The 17775-nt window shown below is 44.8% G+C and carries 12 protein-coding genes and 1 tRNA gene; 5 read left to right on the forward strand and 8 right to left on the reverse strand.

All coding sequences use genetic code 11. The features are described from left to right. Positions 1-6 precede the first annotated feature (6 nt). Complete coding sequence (locus AC5ZC7_RS09260; RefSeq protein WP_496159592.1) at positions 7-762, reverse strand: NAD(P)H-binding protein; 756 nt, start codon at positions 760-762, stop codon at positions 7-9. A 155-nt stretch (positions 763-917) separates the two neighbouring features. After that, positions 918-3587, reverse strand: a complete 2670-nt coding sequence (locus AC5ZC7_RS09265) for a sigma 54-interacting transcriptional regulator (RefSeq protein ID WP_496159591.1) — start codon at positions 3585-3587, stop codon at positions 918-920. 558 nt (positions 3588-4145) lie between these two features. On the opposite strand from AC5ZC7_RS09265, the gene AC5ZC7_RS09270 reads away from it, so the two are divergent. After that, a complete protein-coding gene (locus AC5ZC7_RS09270; protein ID WP_496159590.1) occupies positions 4146-4514 on the forward strand; it encodes a hypothetical protein in 369 nt (122 codons plus the stop codon). 356 nt (positions 4515-4870) lie between these two features. On the opposite strand, the gene AC5ZC7_RS09275 is transcribed toward AC5ZC7_RS09270, so the two are convergent. From AC5ZC7_RS09275 to AC5ZC7_RS09285, 3 genes are all read right to left on the reverse strand, one after another. Continuing rightward, positions 4871-5161, reverse strand: a complete 291-nt coding sequence (locus AC5ZC7_RS09275) for a DUF3892 domain-containing protein (protein WP_496159589.1) — start codon at positions 5159-5161, stop codon at positions 4871-4873. Between the two features lie 260 nt (positions 5162-5421). Beyond that, positions 5422-5495 (reverse strand) — tRNA-Pro (locus tag AC5ZC7_RS09280). 98 nt (positions 5496-5593) lie between these two features. After that, on the reverse strand, positions 5594-5761 hold the full coding sequence (locus tag AC5ZC7_RS09285; RefSeq protein WP_496159588.1) for a phosphatidate cytidylyltransferase: 168 nt from the start codon (positions 5759-5761) through the stop codon (positions 5594-5596). A 104-nt stretch (positions 5762-5865) separates the two neighbouring features. Here AC5ZC7_RS09285 and AC5ZC7_RS09290 point away from each other — a divergent pair, with 104 nt between their 5' ends. From AC5ZC7_RS09290 to AC5ZC7_RS09305, 4 genes are all read left to right on the forward strand, one after another. Continuing rightward, positions 5866-6477 (forward strand): sigma-70 family RNA polymerase sigma factor, encoded by a 612-nt coding sequence (locus tag AC5ZC7_RS09290; protein ID WP_496159587.1) that lies wholly within the window; start codon positions 5866-5868, stop codon positions 6475-6477. A 66-nt stretch (positions 6478-6543) separates the two neighbouring features. Continuing rightward, entirely contained in the window at positions 6544-7587 is a 1044-nt protein-coding gene (locus tag AC5ZC7_RS09295) for a FecR domain-containing protein (RefSeq protein ID WP_496159586.1), read from the forward strand. 59 nt (positions 7588-7646) lie between these two features. Beyond that, positions 7647-11198, forward strand: a complete 3552-nt coding sequence (locus AC5ZC7_RS09300) for a SusC/RagA family TonB-linked outer membrane protein (protein ID WP_496159585.1) — start codon at positions 7647-7649, stop codon at positions 11196-11198. A 27-nt stretch (positions 11199-11225) separates the two neighbouring features. Continuing rightward, positions 11226-13034, forward strand: coding sequence for a RagB/SusD family nutrient uptake outer membrane protein (locus AC5ZC7_RS09305; protein WP_496159584.1), 1809 nt, complete (start codon positions 11226-11228; stop codon positions 13032-13034). A 109-nt stretch (positions 13035-13143) separates the two neighbouring features. On the opposite strand, the gene AC5ZC7_RS09310 is transcribed toward AC5ZC7_RS09305, so the two are convergent. The 3 genes from AC5ZC7_RS09310 to AC5ZC7_RS09320 form a co-directional block, all read right to left on the reverse strand. Next, a complete protein-coding gene (locus AC5ZC7_RS09310) occupies positions 13144-13857 on the reverse strand; it encodes a phytanoyl-CoA dioxygenase family protein (RefSeq protein ID WP_496159583.1) in 714 nt (237 codons plus the stop codon). 1 nt (position 13858) lies between these two features. Then, the gene (locus AC5ZC7_RS09315) at positions 13859-15109 is read right to left on the reverse strand and encodes a hypothetical protein (RefSeq protein ID WP_496159582.1); all 1251 of its coding nucleotides are present in this window, start codon (positions 15107-15109) and stop codon (positions 13859-13861) included. Positions 15110-15236: 127 nt separating this feature from the next. After that, complete coding sequence (locus tag AC5ZC7_RS09320; RefSeq protein ID WP_496159581.1) at positions 15237-17615, reverse strand: ABC transporter permease; 2379 nt, start codon at positions 17613-17615, stop codon at positions 15237-15239. Between the last annotated feature and the right edge of the window lie 160 nt (positions 17616-17775).

Genomic DNA, 17775 nt, shown 5'->3' on the forward strand with positions numbered 1-17775 from the left:
TGTATGTTAAGCACTCTGTTTTTGGTTGTTTAACCACTGCTCGAATTTGATAGCACCTAGTTGTGCCTCACCCGCCGGAACAAGCGCTGAATGGGTAATTTCTCCTCCAAAGTATTCGTCTCTGCCATTTGATATTACTGTACGAGGGTCTTTGGTGAATTTCAGGTAACGGTCCACTATTTCGTACAAAGGCAAACGATCCTGGCCGGCGATTTCTACTTTGCCGTTAAGAGGTGCTGCCAACGCGTATTTTACAACAAATGTGGCTACATCCTCCGCTGCAATAGGTTGAAAATCTACATCTGAAAGATGTACTTCGGTTCCTTGTGTGGCCTGAGAAGCAAGAGCGCCAACAAACTCCATAAATTGAGTGCTTCTAATGATCGAATAAGGTACACCAGATTTCCTGATCAGATCTTCCTGGGCAATTTTAGCTCTCATATAGCCTACCTTCTCCATTGCGTCAATACCTACTATGGAAAGGGCCACATGATGTTTTACGCTGGCACTGATTTCAGCACCTAATAAATTACGGCCTGCAGTCTGAAAAAATTCCATTACAGCTTTATCCTCAAATACTGGGGAATTGGCAAGGTCAATAACAATATCAGTGTCTTTCATGGCTGTTGTTAAGCCTTCTCCTGTGATGGTATTGATACCTGTAGATGGGGAACCTGCGATAACCTGATGACCCTGCTGACGAAGCTTTGCTACAACTTTTGTTCCTATAAGGCCGGAACCGCCAATAACTAAGATTTTCATACTTTATTTTTAATTGTGATGGTCTGTCCTGGATAGGCCAAATCAATGCCAATTGATATAAAGTGTTGATAATGAATTGTATATGAGAAATTGTGTTATTTTATTTCACTATATTTCGTGAAATAACGATTGGGGTCACTATATAAAGTGAATACTTAAGAGAAGTAGTCGCTTTTTGAAATACCTAATTTTTTCATTTTTGAATGTAAGGTATTACCTGGGATTTTCAGAATTTCTGCAGCCCCACCAGCACCAGAAATTTTACCACCACATCGTTTTAATGCTTTGATGATGTAACTGCGTTCGACCTCATCTAAAGACCGATTAAAAAAATCAGCAGGATTGTGCCTCTCTTCGCCTGTATTGTCTGGTATAAATACATCCTCAATTTTACCGTTTTCCGACAGGAGAATACTGCGTTCTATAAAGTGTTCGAGCTCCCTTACATTTCCCGGCCAGGAGTAACTGCGAAGTTTATGCAATGCTTTGGGAGATATGCTTTTGATTTTGCGGCCGGTACTTCTGGTGTATTTCTGGATAAAGAATTTCGTTAACGGTTCAATGTCTGCCGGGCGTTCCCGAAGTGGTGGCAGATGGATAGGAAATACATTCAGACGAAAATATAGGTCTGCCCTGAAACGACCAGCCTTTATTTCTTCTTCCAGATTGCGATTGGTAGCAGCAAGCAGTCGAACATCAAGACTGATCGTTTGTTTACCACCTATTCGTTCCAATTCGCGTTCCTGGATTACACGTAATACTTTGGCCTGCGCATCGAGCGATAGTTCCCCAATTTCATCAAGGAATAACGTACCGTGATTGGCTAACTCAAACTTGCCAATACGGCGATCGGTAGCGCCAGTGAAAGCCCCTCGTTCATGTCCGAATAATTCACTTTCTATAAGGCTTGCCGGTAATGCAGCGCAATTTACTTTTACCATCAGCTTGTCCTTTCGCGGTGATGCGTTATGTATAGCCCTGGCAATTAATTCTTTACCAGTTCCGGTTTCGCCTGTAATTAAAACACTGGTATTTGAATCTGCTACAAGTGAAATCAGCCGATATACTTTTTGCATCTGTTCACCGCTGCCAATAATTTCCGAAAAATTATAGATAGTTTCGATCTGTTCTTTCAGGTAATCATTTTCAACTTCCAGCAACTTTTTATAAGTAAGCAGCTTTTCATTTGCCAGGATATTGGCTATGCCAATAGATATTTGAGCACAGACACCTTTTATTATCAAAGAACTTAAGCGGTTTGCAAGTATCCAGATGGTGCCAATATTTTTATCACCTACACGTAAAGGTAACGCATACATATTTTTTAGTCCTGTTGACTTCCATAATACAGCATAGGCATTGTCACTTTTTAGCTCGTCTTCAACACTGAACATGATACCTTCTTCGCTTGCCAATACCTGCGCTGTATAGGTTTCATCAACGGTTATGCGAACCCCGGCCATGTCATCAAAGGAATCCTTTGCATTTGTGAATAATGACCGGTCATACATGAATGATGACAAATGTATGCCATCCTCTTCAATTACCCTTATCATTGCCAGTTGCGTATGTAGTGTTTTAGCCAGCACCGTGAAAATAGCATTCTGCAAGTCCTGCCGTGTCCTTACACGGGAGATATCCTTGCTGAAATTGAGGAGAAATGCTTGCTCTTCCTGTGTTCTGCTGATTTGCTCGTTGGCCATAATATTTGCCATGGCAATAGATATCTGAGCACAAATGCCTTGTAATAACCTGACATTTACTTCATTGATATCAAGTAATAATATGCCCAGGTCTGTTACCCCATTACGTAATCGGATGCCCACCAGGTTTTCAATCCCGAGTTGTTTCCAATCATTTAAATAGGTAGAAGTTATGCCGCGTTGTATTTCTCTGTCTATATTCAACAAGAGCGGAATAGAACTGCTAAGTATACGATTTTGTAGACCATCATTGATCAGGAAATTGGATTTTTCCAGCGAGGCTATAATTTTTTTGTTATGAGCCTTTGTAAAATCGTGAACATAGGGACTAAGTGTGCTTTTATCTTCATTGATTCTCCGAATACTAAAACTTCCAGAAGGACTTAACTTTTGTAATGCTGCACTAATAGTATGAGTAAGCCCCTCTTTGGTGCGTACTGCCGCAATCTCACTTGAGAAGTCCAACAGAAAAGATTTTTCATTTTCCAATTTGATCAGCGCCTCGTTCTTAATAATATTAGAAGCAGCACTTGAAATTTGTGGCGCAATACGGTGGATGATATTGCTGAATTCAACATTAAAGCCGCCCGGTTTATCTGTATAAATATGAAGAAATCCCATTGGTTTGCCATCCTTCATAAGTTTAGTCATTAGCATTTCAACTGCCCCCTTTTCGCAATTTACGCGTAGAAACGGCGGGTACTGCGGCTTATCTATGAGATCCTCCAGCAAAAATGATATTGGCTTTTCTGATTGGAGAACAGATTGAATAAATGGTGCATCTAATGAATAATGAGGTTGCACAATTTCCTGGTACCCATCATCAGTACTAACAGGGGAGGCGGCATTGTCAAGCAGAAATGGTGTATATGTTTCGTCTTTATAGTCGATTAGCGTAATAATCGTATGGCTGATGTGAAACAACTCCTTGATTCCTTTTTTGAAAAGAAGAATAAAGTCATTTTTATCACGAATCCTGGTTAGATCATTGCTGAGGGTTAGCAGAATTTGATTCTCTCTTTTAATGTTTTCAACTGTTTGAGGGAGCTCGTGAGCCCAAACAGTTGCTTTCTTATCAGCTTGTGAGTTCGGATTACTTTTCCTGACGCCCTTATCTTTCATGGTTAATTTGTGGTAAGGTTTTTTTAGATTTTTAGTTTAATTACCCGACTAACACAAGTTTATAACATTTCCGGGAGAAAGTGTAAAAATTGCTGTTTCCCGAAGGGGGAAGCTATAATCACGAAAAACGCACATTGCTGACCACAAAGATAAACGAAGTATTTGCGCCAATTGTAAGCCTGAATAGGATTGCAGATGGGGTTAAAAAAGAACAGGATGGTATAAATACCATCCTGCTTTTTTTCGTCGGGACGACTAGGTTCGAACTAGCGACCTTCAGCAATGAATAATAAACAACAGTAGTTTCTTTCCCTATGATTAGTGATGCTGACTTCTCATCTTTGTTTTATTAGTGTAGCTCATTTCATAGCCCGGAAGGTGTTTACATGTGTTATCTCTGTGTTATCAATGCCTACAAAAAGTAAAGTTTCCTGATAACGTAACGCAAACAAATGCAACTATTCCGCATTTATGTTTGATAGTTTTAGGTCATTCTATTAAAACCCTTATCCTAAAAAGAGTGTAGGGAATTTCATTATCATTTAAACCTAACAAATTATGAAGAAACTATTTTATTTTGCTGCTGTACTGCTGCTGATGTTATTTATTGGTAACCTTCATGTAGAAGCTACGGGTGCAAACCATTTGCACAGTGCTCCGGCCAGAGCGCGTATCCAGATCAGGTTCCAGATTGATGATCTTTCAGGAATGTTTCCCTTGGGAAATAAATATTATGAGGCCTTAAATTACAATACAGGAGTTTATGGAACTAATAGCTCCGGTCCTTTTAATGGTTATACTAAGTACTTGACGGTTCAGGAAGGTGACCTGGTGATATGTGTCAGTAACTCTACCAATACCGTAATTTTAAGTCATGTTATAACTGCAGCAGAAATACAAGCAGCGTATGCGCTGGTTATTTATTGATCGGTAAAGATGGTATGCTGTTGGGCCGTCCCATCGGAGTCATTAAGATGCCAGGGCTTCAGGTCAAAGGACTTGAAGACCTGGCTGTTTTATTTTTCTTATATGCATGAAAATAGGTACTCAATTTATCATCAAGACCCGGCAGGTGTGGTTTCTGTGACTTGTTTCCATTTTTCTACCTTTGATATAATGGGGCATAACCAACAAAATTCACCAAAACAAAAAAGCCTACTCATTTACGAGTAAGCTTTTCTTCTGTCGACCTGCCTGTACATTTTTCGAACCACTTCCTGGTGGATTTGAGTCGCCTTTCTTCTATTGATGATTCAATAAATCCATGATCTTTGGGGGAAATTCTAGCTTGATGGACATTCCGGAAGATTCAGCAGGTTATTGGGGCTGTATCCATCAGATTCTGTTTTGAGATATTTTCGTTTATCATGCAACGCGATGATAACATTTGCGCTTCGGCCATTAACATTAACGAAGAATTGGTGCTTACCCTGTTCAATTGATTTGATTGCTTCATCTTCCGTCAATTTCCAGCGGGTTCCATTATCGTTTAGCCCTCCGATATGGGAAATTCTTTCATGAGCGTCATAGTGGCTACCACGTTTGTTAATGCAGGTAACTTGATGTCTGGTCATAATTGATGATTTAATTGACCTGCAAAATGGAGATTTTAGCAATAAATAATTTCCGGAAACCCGTAATTACTATTAAATTGAACGATTCGATATATCGACGGCTATAACATGGGAATACACTTACGTTGATAGAAATTAAACTTTAGGGTTACGATATTCCAACCGGTGGATATTCAGAATGGAAGATAGCGGGAATGCTGAAAATTGGGGTAAATCATACAAACAAAAAACCCGCTACCAGAGCGGGTTTTAAATTCTCGTCGGGACGACTAGATTCGAACTAGCGACCTCTTGCACCCCATGCAAGCGCGCTACCGGGCTGCGCTACGTCCCGTTTTAACCGGTATTTTTGTGATTTGACGGGATGCAAAAGTAGCCAATTATTTTATTTTTCAAAATATTAAGTATACTTTTTTTAAAAATACTTCCGGTTTAATCCCGCTTTCCGCCCCGGCTTATCAAAAATATAATCAGCCCTACTACGATGGCCACTATCAATATCCCTGTCCATACACCGGCTTTGAATATACCGCCTATAACCTGGCAGCTGCTGAGAAAAAGAACCAGGCCGGTTAATAAATAATAAGAAAGGTGCTTCATAGTCTTCAGTTTTAATGATATATACCCCCAGACATATCCTGTACCAAAATATATTTGCAGTTGTCAGAATAATTCACAAGCTTTAAGATATCAACCAAAATAGTATGTACACTGGGAAAGCCCATAAATCAGGTTTGCGCGTGGTGACTTCCCATTCCTCACTTTGGGGACGATTTCTACAAGGTGACCGCCACGCTTTCGCCGAAATATATGATGCACACATCGATGATCTCTTTCATTATGGCATGCATTTTTGCCAGGATAAAGAAAGGGTAAAAGACTGCCTGCAGGACCTGTTCCAGGACCTCTGGATCAGCAGAACACATCTGTCGGCCGATATCCAGCATGTACGCTATTACCTGATCAGCAGCCTGAGAAGACGACTCCTCCGGGCACTTCGCAAAGACCGCCGCTGCCAGCACCGCGATTCCTGGGAAGCCTTCGAATTTGAATATACACTCCCCCTCGAAAATCAGTTGATCCAACAGGAAACGATGGAAGCGCAGAAACGCCTCCTCCAGGAAGGACTGGCCAACCTTACCCGCCGCCAACGGGAAGCCATCTACCTCCGTTTCTTCCAAAACCTCAGTTACGACGAAGTAGCCGATGTAATGTCCATGCAGGTAGATTCCGTTTATAATACCATCTCCAAAGCCATTAGTATCCTTCGGAAAAATCTCTCTCTCCCGCTCCTGTTGCTGCTTTTAAGCAAATAAAAAAAAACTTTAAAAAAAGTGATGAGATTTCTTTCACTACGGTCTCTTTAAACAAAAGCAGTTCTCTTGGCAGTCAGCAACTATTTATCATACACCGCCAGGGAGTTTGCCATGGATGAAGCTTTCCAGGAATGGGTATTGCACCCGGAACAGGGAAATGTGTTTTGGGAAACATGGCTCCGCCAGCACCCCGAAAAAGCACCTATTATCCATGACGCCCGGCAGCTGGTGCATAGTATAAAATTCCGTTCATACACCCTCTCCAATACGGAGAAGGAACAGCTATGGGATGCCGTCTGGAACGGGCTGGGAGAGGAAGAGCCAACAACTGTCAATACTATTATACCTATACCCTGGTGGAAACAAACAGGAAAATACGCAGCCGCATTGTTATTGGGCGTGCTACTGACTAGCGCGGGGTGGTGGTGGTGGCAATCACGCACCCATCAGCAGGTGATGATGAGCGGGTATACAAGACTGGGCGAAACAAAAAAAATGATGTTGCCTGACTCTTCGGAAGTAACCCTGAATGCCAATTCACGATTACTTTATACGGCAACAACCGGCGGAAAAAGGGAAGTATGGCTCGATGGCGAAGCTTTCTTTCATGTAAAACATACGGCCTCCCACCAGAAGTTTATTGTTCATACCTACGATCACCTCAACGTAGAAGTATTAGGTACGCAGTTCAATGTAAACAACAGCGGTAAAGAGATCGTGGTGGTGCTGCAACAGGGTAGTATACTACTCAATATAGGTGCACCGGTAGACGGCAAGTCCGCAGAACTGTACCTGCATCCGGGTGAAATGGTGCGGTATAACAAGGTGGATGGCGACTATACGAAGAAGAGCGTGATAGCGGACAACTTTACTTCCTGGCATACCGGCCGGCTCGTTATGGACGACTTCACCCTCAGCGATGCCGCCACCTTTATGCAACAAGTGTTTGGGAAAACACTGATCGTACGCGACACACAATTATTAAGCTATAAGGTATCCGGGTCAATGCCTGTTATTTACAACCCCGATACCATGATGACTCAGCTGGGAAAGGTTTTCCATATGCAATTCAACCAAAGAGGCGATGAAGTTTGGATCCGTAAAAAATAGGCATCGCCGCTCGTAACTATATAAGTAGTCTATTCCTTAATCGTTAAAACCTGTTCAACATGAAAAAAGGTTTACGTGTTTTGCTAATGCAAACATTAGCCCTGTATTTCCTATTCCAAACGGTGTCGGCACAAAACCTCGCTGCCGTCGCTGGTCCGCAAACGCCCCCGGAAGCGAATAACAGCGGGGAAGAGCAACCCGATGAATCTTCCCTGAAAAATGTACTGCATCTCATTGAAGCCCACTTCAATGTTTCTATTGCTTATAAAAGCAACCTGGTAAAAAATAAAAAAGTACAAGTGTCCGTCGCCACCTGCCAGTCGCCGGAAGAAGCACTGGGCAAAGCCCTGACGCCCTTCAACCTCCACTTCGAAAAGGTAAGGGAACACTTCTATATGGTCAGTGAAAAAGCACCGGCGCCCGCTCCCGCAGAATCAGGAGCCGTACAGCAACAACATCCTGTCAGGGGAGTGGTGAAAGATGAAAAAGGAAATCCCTTTCCCGGTGTTACGGTGCGCCTTAGTGGTACCAACATCGGTACCGTAACCAGCGCAGACGGTTCTTACTCCATTTCCGCTCCCGGCAAAAGCAACGATGAACTGGAAATAAGTTTCATCGGATATGAAACGCAGCGTTTGGCCGTTGGCGGTAGACAACTCATCAATATCACCCTGAAAGAAGGCGCCAGCGCACTCAACGAAATTGTAGTAACCGGCTATACCACCCAGAAGAAGAAAGACCTCACAGGATCTGTAGCCGTGGTAAACATCGATAACTTGATTAAACAGCCTTCTGCCCAGGTAACAGAACAGTTACAGGGACAAGCTTCCGGCGTAACGGTCATCGGCTCCGGACAACCAGGAGAGGCTCCGCAAATCCGTATCCGCGGGGTAAATACTTTTGGCTCCAACTCGCCACTATATGTAGTAGATGGGGTACCTACCACGGATATCGCTGACCTCAACCCCAATGATGTGGCTAACCTGCAGGTACTGAAAGATGCCGGAGCTGCTTCTATCTACGGTTCCCGCGCATCCAATGGGGTGATCATTATCACTACCCGTCGAGGCAGTGGTAAAGTGAAAGTTACTTACGACGGCTACTACGGTCGCCAATACCCCAAGAGGGGAAATGTATGGAACACCCTGAATCCAAAAGAACAGGCCGACCTCAGATGGCTCGCCTATAAAAATTCCGGCGCCGATCCGGGAACAGATCAGTATGGCCATGGCACTACACCGGTGATCCCGGATTATATATTGCCATCCGGCGCTATGGAAGGCGATCCACGGGTAAATCCTTCCCTGTATTACCTCAATCCAAACTATACCGACCTGGATGATTATAATAGCTTCTACCAGATTGTAAAGGCAAATAAAGCGGGTACCGACTGGTACCACGAAATATTCCGTCCGGCGCCCATTACCAGCCACAATGTGGCGGTGAGTGGCGGCGGTGATAGAGGAAACTATCTCTTCTCCCTGAATTATTTTAATCAACAGGGTACTTTGATGAATACCTATTTACGCCGTTATACGATTCGTTCTAATACCCAGTATAATATCAGCAGTCGTATCCGCGTAGGGGAGAACCTGGCGTTTTCTATGTCAGAAAACCCAACGGTAGATATTAACACCGCAGATGCAGCCATTGGTCACGCCTTGCGTGAACAGAGCATTATCCCGGTATATGATATCAAAGGCAATTATGCCGGTTCCGCCGGGGATGCGCTGGGCGATGCCAATAACCCGGTAGCCATACAAGCACGTAGCCGTAATAATAAAGGGTTTAACAGCCGTTTGTTTGGTAATGTATATGGAGAAGTAGACCTCCTGAAGACCCTCACCTTCCGCACCAGCTTTGGCGGTGAAATCGCGTCCGGCTGGTCCCATTCTTTTACCTATCCACAATACGAGAATAAGGAAAATGCTACCAGCAACTCCTATACAGAGGGCTCTACTAACTCCCATGCATGGACCTGGACCAACACCCTTACCTGGCATCAAACTTTCAACAATGTGCACGACCTGAAAGTGATAGCAGGTACAGAAGCATTTGATAGCCGCAACAGGGCCGTAGGAGGTACTACGAAGGATTATTTCACTTTCGACCCTTATTTCCCTGACCTGTCTACCGGTACTGGCGTACAAACCAACTACAGCAACCGCGAATCAGAAGGACTGTTTTCGATATTAGGCCGGGTAGATTATGCTTATAAAGATAAATACCTGTTAAGTGCTACCCTACGCCGCGATGGCTCTTCCAAGTTTGTAAATAATCCTTACGGTACCTTCCCCGCTATTACTGCCGGTTGGCGTATTTCCCAGGAAGAATTTATGAAGAAGGTAAGCTGGATATCTGACCTGAAACTACGGGGAGGATGGGGAATCATGGGGAACCAGTTAAACCTTGGCGTCAACAACGGTTACTTCCTCTACGGCGGTAAACGCAGCTCTACTTACTATGACCTGGCCGGTGTAAACAATGGCCTCACCGCCGGATTTGCCAGCTTCCAGATCGGTAACCCCGATGCCAAATGGGAAAGCGATGTCAATGCTAACCTCGGTATCGATGCGAGCCTGTTCAACGGACAACTGGACTTCTCCGCTGATTACTACCGCAAAGATATCAGGGACTTGCTGTACAACCCAGAACTGCCGGGCCTCGCAGGTACCTCTGCACAGCCATATGTGAACATTGCCCAAATGAAAAACGAAGGCTTCGACTTCTCCGTGGGCTGGCATAAAAATATCAATAAAAGCCTGCAACTAAACGTAACGGGTACACTGACTACCTATAAAAATAAAATCATCAAAATTGCCGACGGCGTAGACTACTTCGATAGTGATGGCCGCCGTTTTGATGGCAGTAACATTATCCGCAATGCAGTAGGACAGCCGGTATCTTCTTTCTTTGGCTACAAAGTAATTGGTTTCTGGAATAGCGCAGAAGAATTAGCCGCTGCCGATAAACAAGCCCAAAAGGCCACCAATACACCGGATGCCAGCTACCAGGAAGGAGAGGGGCTGGGTCGTTTCCGTTACCAGGACGTAAACGGCGATGGGATTATCACCCCGGACGACCGTACCTTCCTGGGTAACCCTAATCCGGATTTCTCTTATGGATTGAACATCGGCGTCACTTACAAAGGATTTGATTTCAGCATCTTCCTCTTTGGCACACATGGTAACCAGATCTGGAACAACGTACGGTGGTGGCATGATTTCTACGGACCCTTTATCAGCGCCAAAAGCAAAACCGCCCTCTATGATTCCTGGAGACCGGATCATCACAACGCGAAGGCACCTATACAGGAAGTGGATGGGTCTACCAGTACCAACAACGTTCCTAACTCTTACATGGTGGAAAACGGGGCTTATCTACGCGCTAAAAACATGCAGCTGGGATATACCTTCAAAGGCGGTGCACTTACCCGCTTAAAGGTGGAAAAACTGCGTGTGTATGTGCAGGCCGCCAACCTGTTTACCATCACTAAGTACTCCGGTTTAGATCCGGAAATTGGTGGGTCCGATATCACTGACTTTGGTGTAGACGAAGGTGCTTATCCTAATCAACGCCAGTTCCTGATAGGTATTAACCTGGGTTTCTAACAATTGCTCATTTAAAAAAGTATGATCATGAAATCATTTTATCATATACTACTGAGTGCGGCTATTGCAACTCCCTTGCTGACCGGTTGCGGTAAAAGCTTTCTCCAGCGTACGCCGCAATCTTCCCTGGAAGAGAGCGCGCTCACAAACAAGAAAGGGGTGAATACGCTGTTGATTGGCGCCTATGGTGCGCTGGATGGACAGGATTTTAAAGACGGAGATATGGTCAATCTCGCCGGAGGCAGTGGATACACCGTATCACCGGATAACTGGATTTATGGCAGCGTATGCGGTGGAGAGGCCCACAAAGGCAGTGACCCCGGCGATGCCGCCGCCATTCTGCAGATAGGCACTTTCTTTGGCAACGCCACTAACGGCTTCTTCAACGATAAGTGGCGCGTGGATTATGAAGGGGTGCGCCGCTGCAACTTTGTATTGCATATACTGAAAGGTGTACCGGATATGTCAGCAGATGAGAAGAAGGAACTGGCTGCTGAAGCACGTTTCCTCCGCGGACATTTTTATTCCGACCTGAAGAAAATGTTTGATAATGTACCCTGGGTAGATGAGAATTCAGAAAGCTACCTGAAACTGAATGTAGACGATTATAAGGTACCTAACGATAAGGATATCTGGCCCATGATTGAAGCCGACTTCAAATATGCGGCGGAGAACCTGAACGAAGTACAGGACGTGATAGGTCGTGCCAATAGCTGGGCCGCTAAAGCTTACCTGGCTAAAACCTATCTCTACGAAAAAAAATATGCAGATGCATTACCGATTTTTGAAGATGTCATTGCCAACGGGGTTAACGCTAAAGGCGTGCCTTTCCACCTGATGGAAAAATTCCATGATAACTTCGATGCCTTCACCGAAAATAATTCAGAAGCCGTTTTTTCTATCCAATACAGCGCTAATGATGGCTCCGGAGGCACCGGTAACGCTAACCAGGGAGAGATGCTGAATTACCCTTATAATGGCCCTTTTAGCTGCTGCGGTTTTTATCAGCCTTCACAGGACCTGGTAAATTCTTTCCGGACAGATGCAAAAGGACTCCCTTATATAGATAATTTCAATGATCACCCGGTGAAGAATGATATGGATATTACCAGTAGTGAATCATTCACGCCGGATGCCGATAATCTTGATCCACGGCTCGACTGGACCGTAGGGCGCCGGGGTATCCCTTTCCTGGATTGGGGAAATCATCCTGGTATGGACTGGATCCGCGATCAGCATTCAGCCGGTCCTTACTCTGCTTTGAAGAACGTATATATGCAGGCCACACAGGATAAATACTACGACGGTAATGGCTGGGCACCCGGCAATGCTATTAACTATGTGCTGATCCGCTTTGCCGATGTATTACTCATGGCAGCAGAATGCCAGGCGCAGGCCGGAGATCTGGGGATTGCACAGGAACATGTCAATACAGTTCGTTCCCGCGCTGCTAACCCGGCAGGCTGGGTGAAAACCTACCTGGATCCGTCACATCCAATGGCAGGATATACCAACACCCCAGCGGCCAATTATAAGGTAAGCCCTTACCCGGTAGGTGCCTTTGCCACATCCGGTAAAGCCTGGGCGCTTAAAGCCATTCAATTTGAACGTAAGCTGGAACTGGCCATGGAAGGACACCGCTATTTCGATCTCGTTCGCTGGGGCATCGCACAAACAGAACTCAATCGTTATTTCACCTACGAAAAGACAATTACTACAGATATTGTTAACGGTAACTTTGCGGCCAAAAATGTAAGGTACCCTATTCCCCAACGCCAGATAGACCTGAGTGTGAAGAATGGCGCATCCGTGCTGAAACAGAATCAGGGATATTAGGAGAAGCTAAAAGCGTAAAGCCGAAAGCATAAAGCTATTGTAGCGAATAATTATTGCGAATATTATATACGCCCTGGTCATTCGCTACAATAGCTTTATGCTTTCGGCTTTATGCTTTCTGCTCTGCCCAACGTAGCCCATCCGGAAGCATCTGATTACTAAACTCAATATGTATCACCCGGCGATTATGCCCGTTGCTGCTGCGACCGGACGCATGCATGAGCAAAGGACGCATCAGCATGATGCCTCCTTTGGGTACGTTGCAACTAACATCCGGTGTTATGTTCCTATCAAGAGTGTCGGCCCGGTAAATGCCTTTCCGGTGTGAGCCGGGAATGACTTTCAAAGCGCCATTCTCTTCATCGGTATCATCCAGGTGAATGCGGATGGTAAAATTGTTTTCGAGGATGTGAACAGGAGGTTGCACGGCAAATTGGCCCGGTTTCACCGTCCACGGACCATAGCCATCTACGGCTATTTTTTCTGCCACAGAAATGGTGAGATCCTGGTGCCAGGCCACAAACCAGTTCGATTGCCCGGGCTTGTCGAAATAAATAGATTTTACCGGGAAAAAGCCTTCGCCGAAAATCCCATCCAGTAAGCTTTGCAGCTGCGCCGTAAAAATCAGTGGAGGCATATCCGGTACTGTCTGCAGAAAACGACGGATCGCAAAAAGGTCGTTCGTTTTACGGAATAAAGGACCGGAGGTATCCGTGCGATTAATTACTTCCAGCATGGCGTCAATAACGGTGTGGTCAAATACCTTTTCTATCACGGTGAAGCCGTCTTCGTATATTCGTTCCCGGTGTTTGGCTATATTCATATTACCGATTCAATGAATGTTCATTGATCCAATGAAATTCTCTGTTTACCAGCAGGTATTCATTGGGATCTTTTCGTTTCAGTTGCAGATGGATACTGTCTTTGCCGGCAGTGCCATCCATCAAATATACATCTTTCCCCGCCAGCTGATAATGGAGGTGTACCGTATCGCCGGTGTTAGCCCAGAAAGAAAACTGATGTTTTACCGTATCTGTTTTTGAATCGTAATAAGAAAGTTCGGTATTATTTTTTCGGGTAGTGAGCCCGTTGTCTTTTTCAATATACATTTTTTGATAGTGTCGTATATCCATTACCCAGGGGTTGAACAACGAGTCCGCACGTACCTGTGATACCTCATAAATACCATATAATGGCGCGTTTTTTATATCCGGATGTGCGGCCTTTGCAATAGTAATACCTTCATATATTAAGAATCCGGAAAGAGTGCCAACAACCAGGTATTTTAAAGAGATGAGTGTAATACGTTTCCATTTTGTACGGAAAACAGGAACCCATAGCGGAGACACTGTCACCGGCTTTTGTGAGAAGAAGAATTGAAGCAATCGCGGTACATCCGGTATGGCGATAAACACTGCCATCAGGAACAGATGCGTGGAGAATAGTTTTACAGGGATGTCATAGCAGAAATTCATCGCTACTACATTCAACATCACCGTCATTGACCATAAGGCACCAAACAGGCGGGTGCTGCGGAAGAAAAGAAAGCATCCGCCAAGGAATTCGGCCAACCCGGTGAATATATTGTAGCCAGTGGAATAGCCCATATAGGACCACGCCAGCCCCATCGGGGAGGTATTGCCGAAAATGTCATCCAACTTGGCCAGAAAAGGAAATGGGAACTGTGTTTTTGTTAGCTTGGCCATACCATAACTGAGCATGGCGGTAGCCAGGCAATAACGGAATAGCACCGTCACCCAATACAACAGCCGGTCGTAATTTTTCCTTTTGCGGTCCAGCACGGACCATACAATACAGATCAGCAAGGATAACATGAACGCGCAGAAAACAACCAGGTAGTTGTAAGTCGTATCTCCGCTACCGTTAGTCCATACAGTGACTTCAAAGTCGCGGCGAATCAGCAACTTGCCCGCCAAGTTAGCGAGTGGCGTCCAGAAAGATTGGGAAAAGCCGAAATTTCCCGTGAAGTATAGCAGGAAATAAACGCTCCAGAATCTGAAGAAAAGCTTCCCGGAAAGGGACCACGAATGTGTGGGTTCGCTGAGGTGCTGCATGACAGGGTTTTTAGCGCGTACTAATTAACCCATTTTTTATGAATGAAGCAGCCGTTTATGTTTTCTTTAACTTGGTAGATAAGAATGAAAATAGCTATTGGCAATTAACAGTTAGCATTTAGCTGCCTCATTCTGCCCGCAAACTTTTCACTGGATTGGCCAGGGCTGCTTTGATCGACTGGTAACTGACTGTCAGCAACGCAATTGCCACAGCTAAGACACCTGCCACCACAAATATCCACCAGGAAACACCTACCCGGTAAGCGTAGCTTTGCAGCCATTCATGCATTATCCAGCCTGCCAATGGCGCCGCAATAAAGAAGGCAATCACTACCAGTTTTATAAAGTCTTTCGATAACAAGGTGGTGATACTGGCAACGGAAGCCCCCATGATTTTCCGGACGCCAATTTCTTTGATCCTGCTTTCCGCCATATAAGTGGTTAATCCAAATAAGCCCAGGCTGGAAATGAATATCGTTAACCCGGCAAACAAGCCTGCCAGGGTACCCTGACGTTGTTCATTCTCAAATTTCCTGGCATATTCTGCATCCACAAACTTAGGCTCGAAAGCAAATCCCGGGTTGTATTTTTTGAAAATGGCCGCCGCTTTTTCCAGGTTCTTTGCCGTGGTTTGCCGACCATTCAGTTTTATCTGCATCACATTGAAGGTCAAAAATTTACTTTTACCACCGGAAATCAATATGGGCCTGGTGGGTTCATAAGGACTGGTAAGAATAAAATCTTTGATCACCCCCACAATATGCCAGTTTACTCCCAGGTCTGATACTACTTTACCAATCGGATCTTTAAACTTCATTACTTTCAGGGAAGACTCGTTGATGATTAATCCGAACGAATCTGTAGGGAATTTTTTCAAATCGAAATCGCGTCCCTGTATAAATTGTAAACCCGCAGTAGCACCCAGTCCTTCATCTGCCATATATCTGTCGAATGTAGTACGGTCGTTCGGGTCTTTCCCTTCCCAACTTTGACCCCAGCCGTCACTCCACCTTTCTGTTAGCGGAGAATTGGTTTTGGTGACGGAAGTAGCCACGTTGGAGGCCAGTAATTCCTCTTTGATAGCGGCATAATTTTTACCGACGTCCCCGGCGAGTGAATGATAAATAAGATGGTCCCGGTTATACCCCGTTTCCCGGTTACGGGCATAATCAATTTGCTGCTTCACTACAATCGTGCAGATGATGAGCAGGATAGCGAAGGAAAACTGCAACACCACCAACGCTTTCCTTGGTGTTATCAATGCATGGGTTCTTTTAAAAGTGCCTTTTAATACTTTTACCGGCTGAAAAGAAGACAGGAAAAATGCGGGGTAGCTGCCAGCCAGCAGGCCGGTAATCAATATAAACCCAATAAACGCCATCCACGTATAGCCGTTATAGGTATCAATGAATAATTGCTTTTCTGTGAGCCGGTTGTAGGCAGGCAAACTTAACTGAACAATCACCAGGGCTACTATGCCGGCAATACTAGCCAGGAATATGGATTCCCCGATAAACTGGCCGATCAGGGAACGTTTCTGTGCGCCTACTACTTTACGGATGCCTACTTCCTTCGCCCGTTTCTCACTGCGGGCAGTGCTGAGGTTCATGAAGTTGATACAGGCAATGAGGAGGATAAACAACGCGATGATGCTGAACAGCTTCACAAACATACTGCGGCCGTTATTATCTTCCTTGCCGTCAGTGAAGCTGGAGTATAGCCGCCATCGATCCATAGGGTATATAAAAAGTTCCCATTTTATGGTTTTGGCTTCATCGTGGTAATGTTGTTTTAAGTCTTTGATTTTACCGGATACTGCCGCCACATTTACGTTGGGTTTCAGCAGTACGTAAGTGAGCGTACTATTGTCGCCCCAGCCGAAATCAGCACGGTCACTCAATTTCATACATTCCCAGGGTAGCAGGCAGTCGAATTCAAACCTGGTATTAACAGGTAAATCTTTCAGTACACCTGTAACCGTGAAGTCATATTTGTTTTCCAGTTTTATCACCTTGCCCATGGCAGATTCATTGCCAAACAAACTTTTGGCGGTTTTTTCTGTCAACACGATGTTGGTGGCACCATTCAGGGCGGTTAGCGGGTTGCCTTCCAGCATCGGGAAACTAAACATTTGGAGGAACCCTGTATCCACAATGGAGCCCGATTTCATCATTTTCTTATCGCCGATGGAAAAGAGATATTGATCCGGGTAATTAACCCGCACCGCCCGCTCCACTTCAGGAAGGTCCTTTTCTACAACTGGCCCCAGTAATGCGGAAGTGGTGTTCGAGCAGGTTATTTTCCCATCCATCGGTACCCGGTTCCAGACTTCGTATATCCGGTCTTTATTTTTGTGGAACTGATCGTAGCTCAATTCATCTTGTATCCAGAGGAAAATAAGCATGGCTGCGGCCATGCCAATGGCTAACCCCGTTATGTTGATAAAAGAGAAGCCTTTATTCCGGAGCAAACTCCGGTAGGCCACCTTTAGGAAGTTTTTGAACATAAAATGTATTGAAGGGTCATCTGTAACTATTGGGGAAATGGCGGTCCAAGATGGTGCCAGATAGCAATAACGCTGATTTACTGGGATATTGATAACTGAAGGGAATCCATTTGTCCGTTTTTGATACAAAAACTGTCCGCTTTTGATACAGTGGCATAAA

It is taken from the genome of Chitinophaga sp. 9-1-y, from assembly GCF_059511905.2.

Bases quoted from the DNA above. Each gene is read 5' to 3' on its own strand.
- AC5ZC7_RS09260 (WP_496159592.1), bottom strand. From the start codon at position 762: ATGAAAATCTTAGTTATTGGCGGTTCCGGCCTTATAGGAACAAAAGTT.
- AC5ZC7_RS09265 (WP_496159591.1), bottom strand. From the start codon at position 3,587: ATGAAAGATAAGGGCGTCAGGAAAAGTAATCCGAACTCACAAGCTGAT.
- AC5ZC7_RS09270 (WP_496159590.1), top strand. From the start codon at position 4,146: ATGAAGAAACTATTTTATTTTGCTGCTGTACTGCTGCTGATGTTATTT.
- AC5ZC7_RS09275 (WP_496159589.1), bottom strand. From the start codon at position 5,161: ATGACCAGACATCAAGTTACCTGCATTAACAAACGTGGTAGCCACTAT.
- AC5ZC7_RS09285 (WP_496159588.1), bottom strand. From the start codon at position 5,761: ATGAAGCACCTTTCTTATTATTTATTAACCGGCCTGGTTCTTTTTCTC.
- AC5ZC7_RS09290 (WP_496159587.1), top strand. From the start codon at position 5,866: ATGTACACTGGGAAAGCCCATAAATCAGGTTTGCGCGTGGTGACTTCC.
- AC5ZC7_RS09300 (WP_496159585.1), top strand. From the start codon at position 7,647: ATGAAAAAAGGTTTACGTGTTTTGCTAATGCAAACATTAGCCCTGTAT.
- AC5ZC7_RS09305 (WP_496159584.1), top strand. From the start codon at position 11,226: ATGAAATCATTTTATCATATACTACTGAGTGCGGCTATTGCAACTCCC.
- AC5ZC7_RS09310 (WP_496159583.1), bottom strand. From the start codon at position 13,857: ATGAATATAGCCAAACACCGGGAACGAATATACGAAGACGGCTTCACC.
- AC5ZC7_RS09315 (WP_496159582.1), bottom strand. From the start codon at position 15,109: ATGCAGCACCTCAGCGAACCCACACATTCGTGGTCCCTTTCCGGGAAG.
- AC5ZC7_RS09320 (WP_496159581.1), bottom strand. From the start codon at position 17,615: ATGTTCAAAAACTTCCTAAAGGTGGCCTACCGGAGTTTGCTCCGGAAT.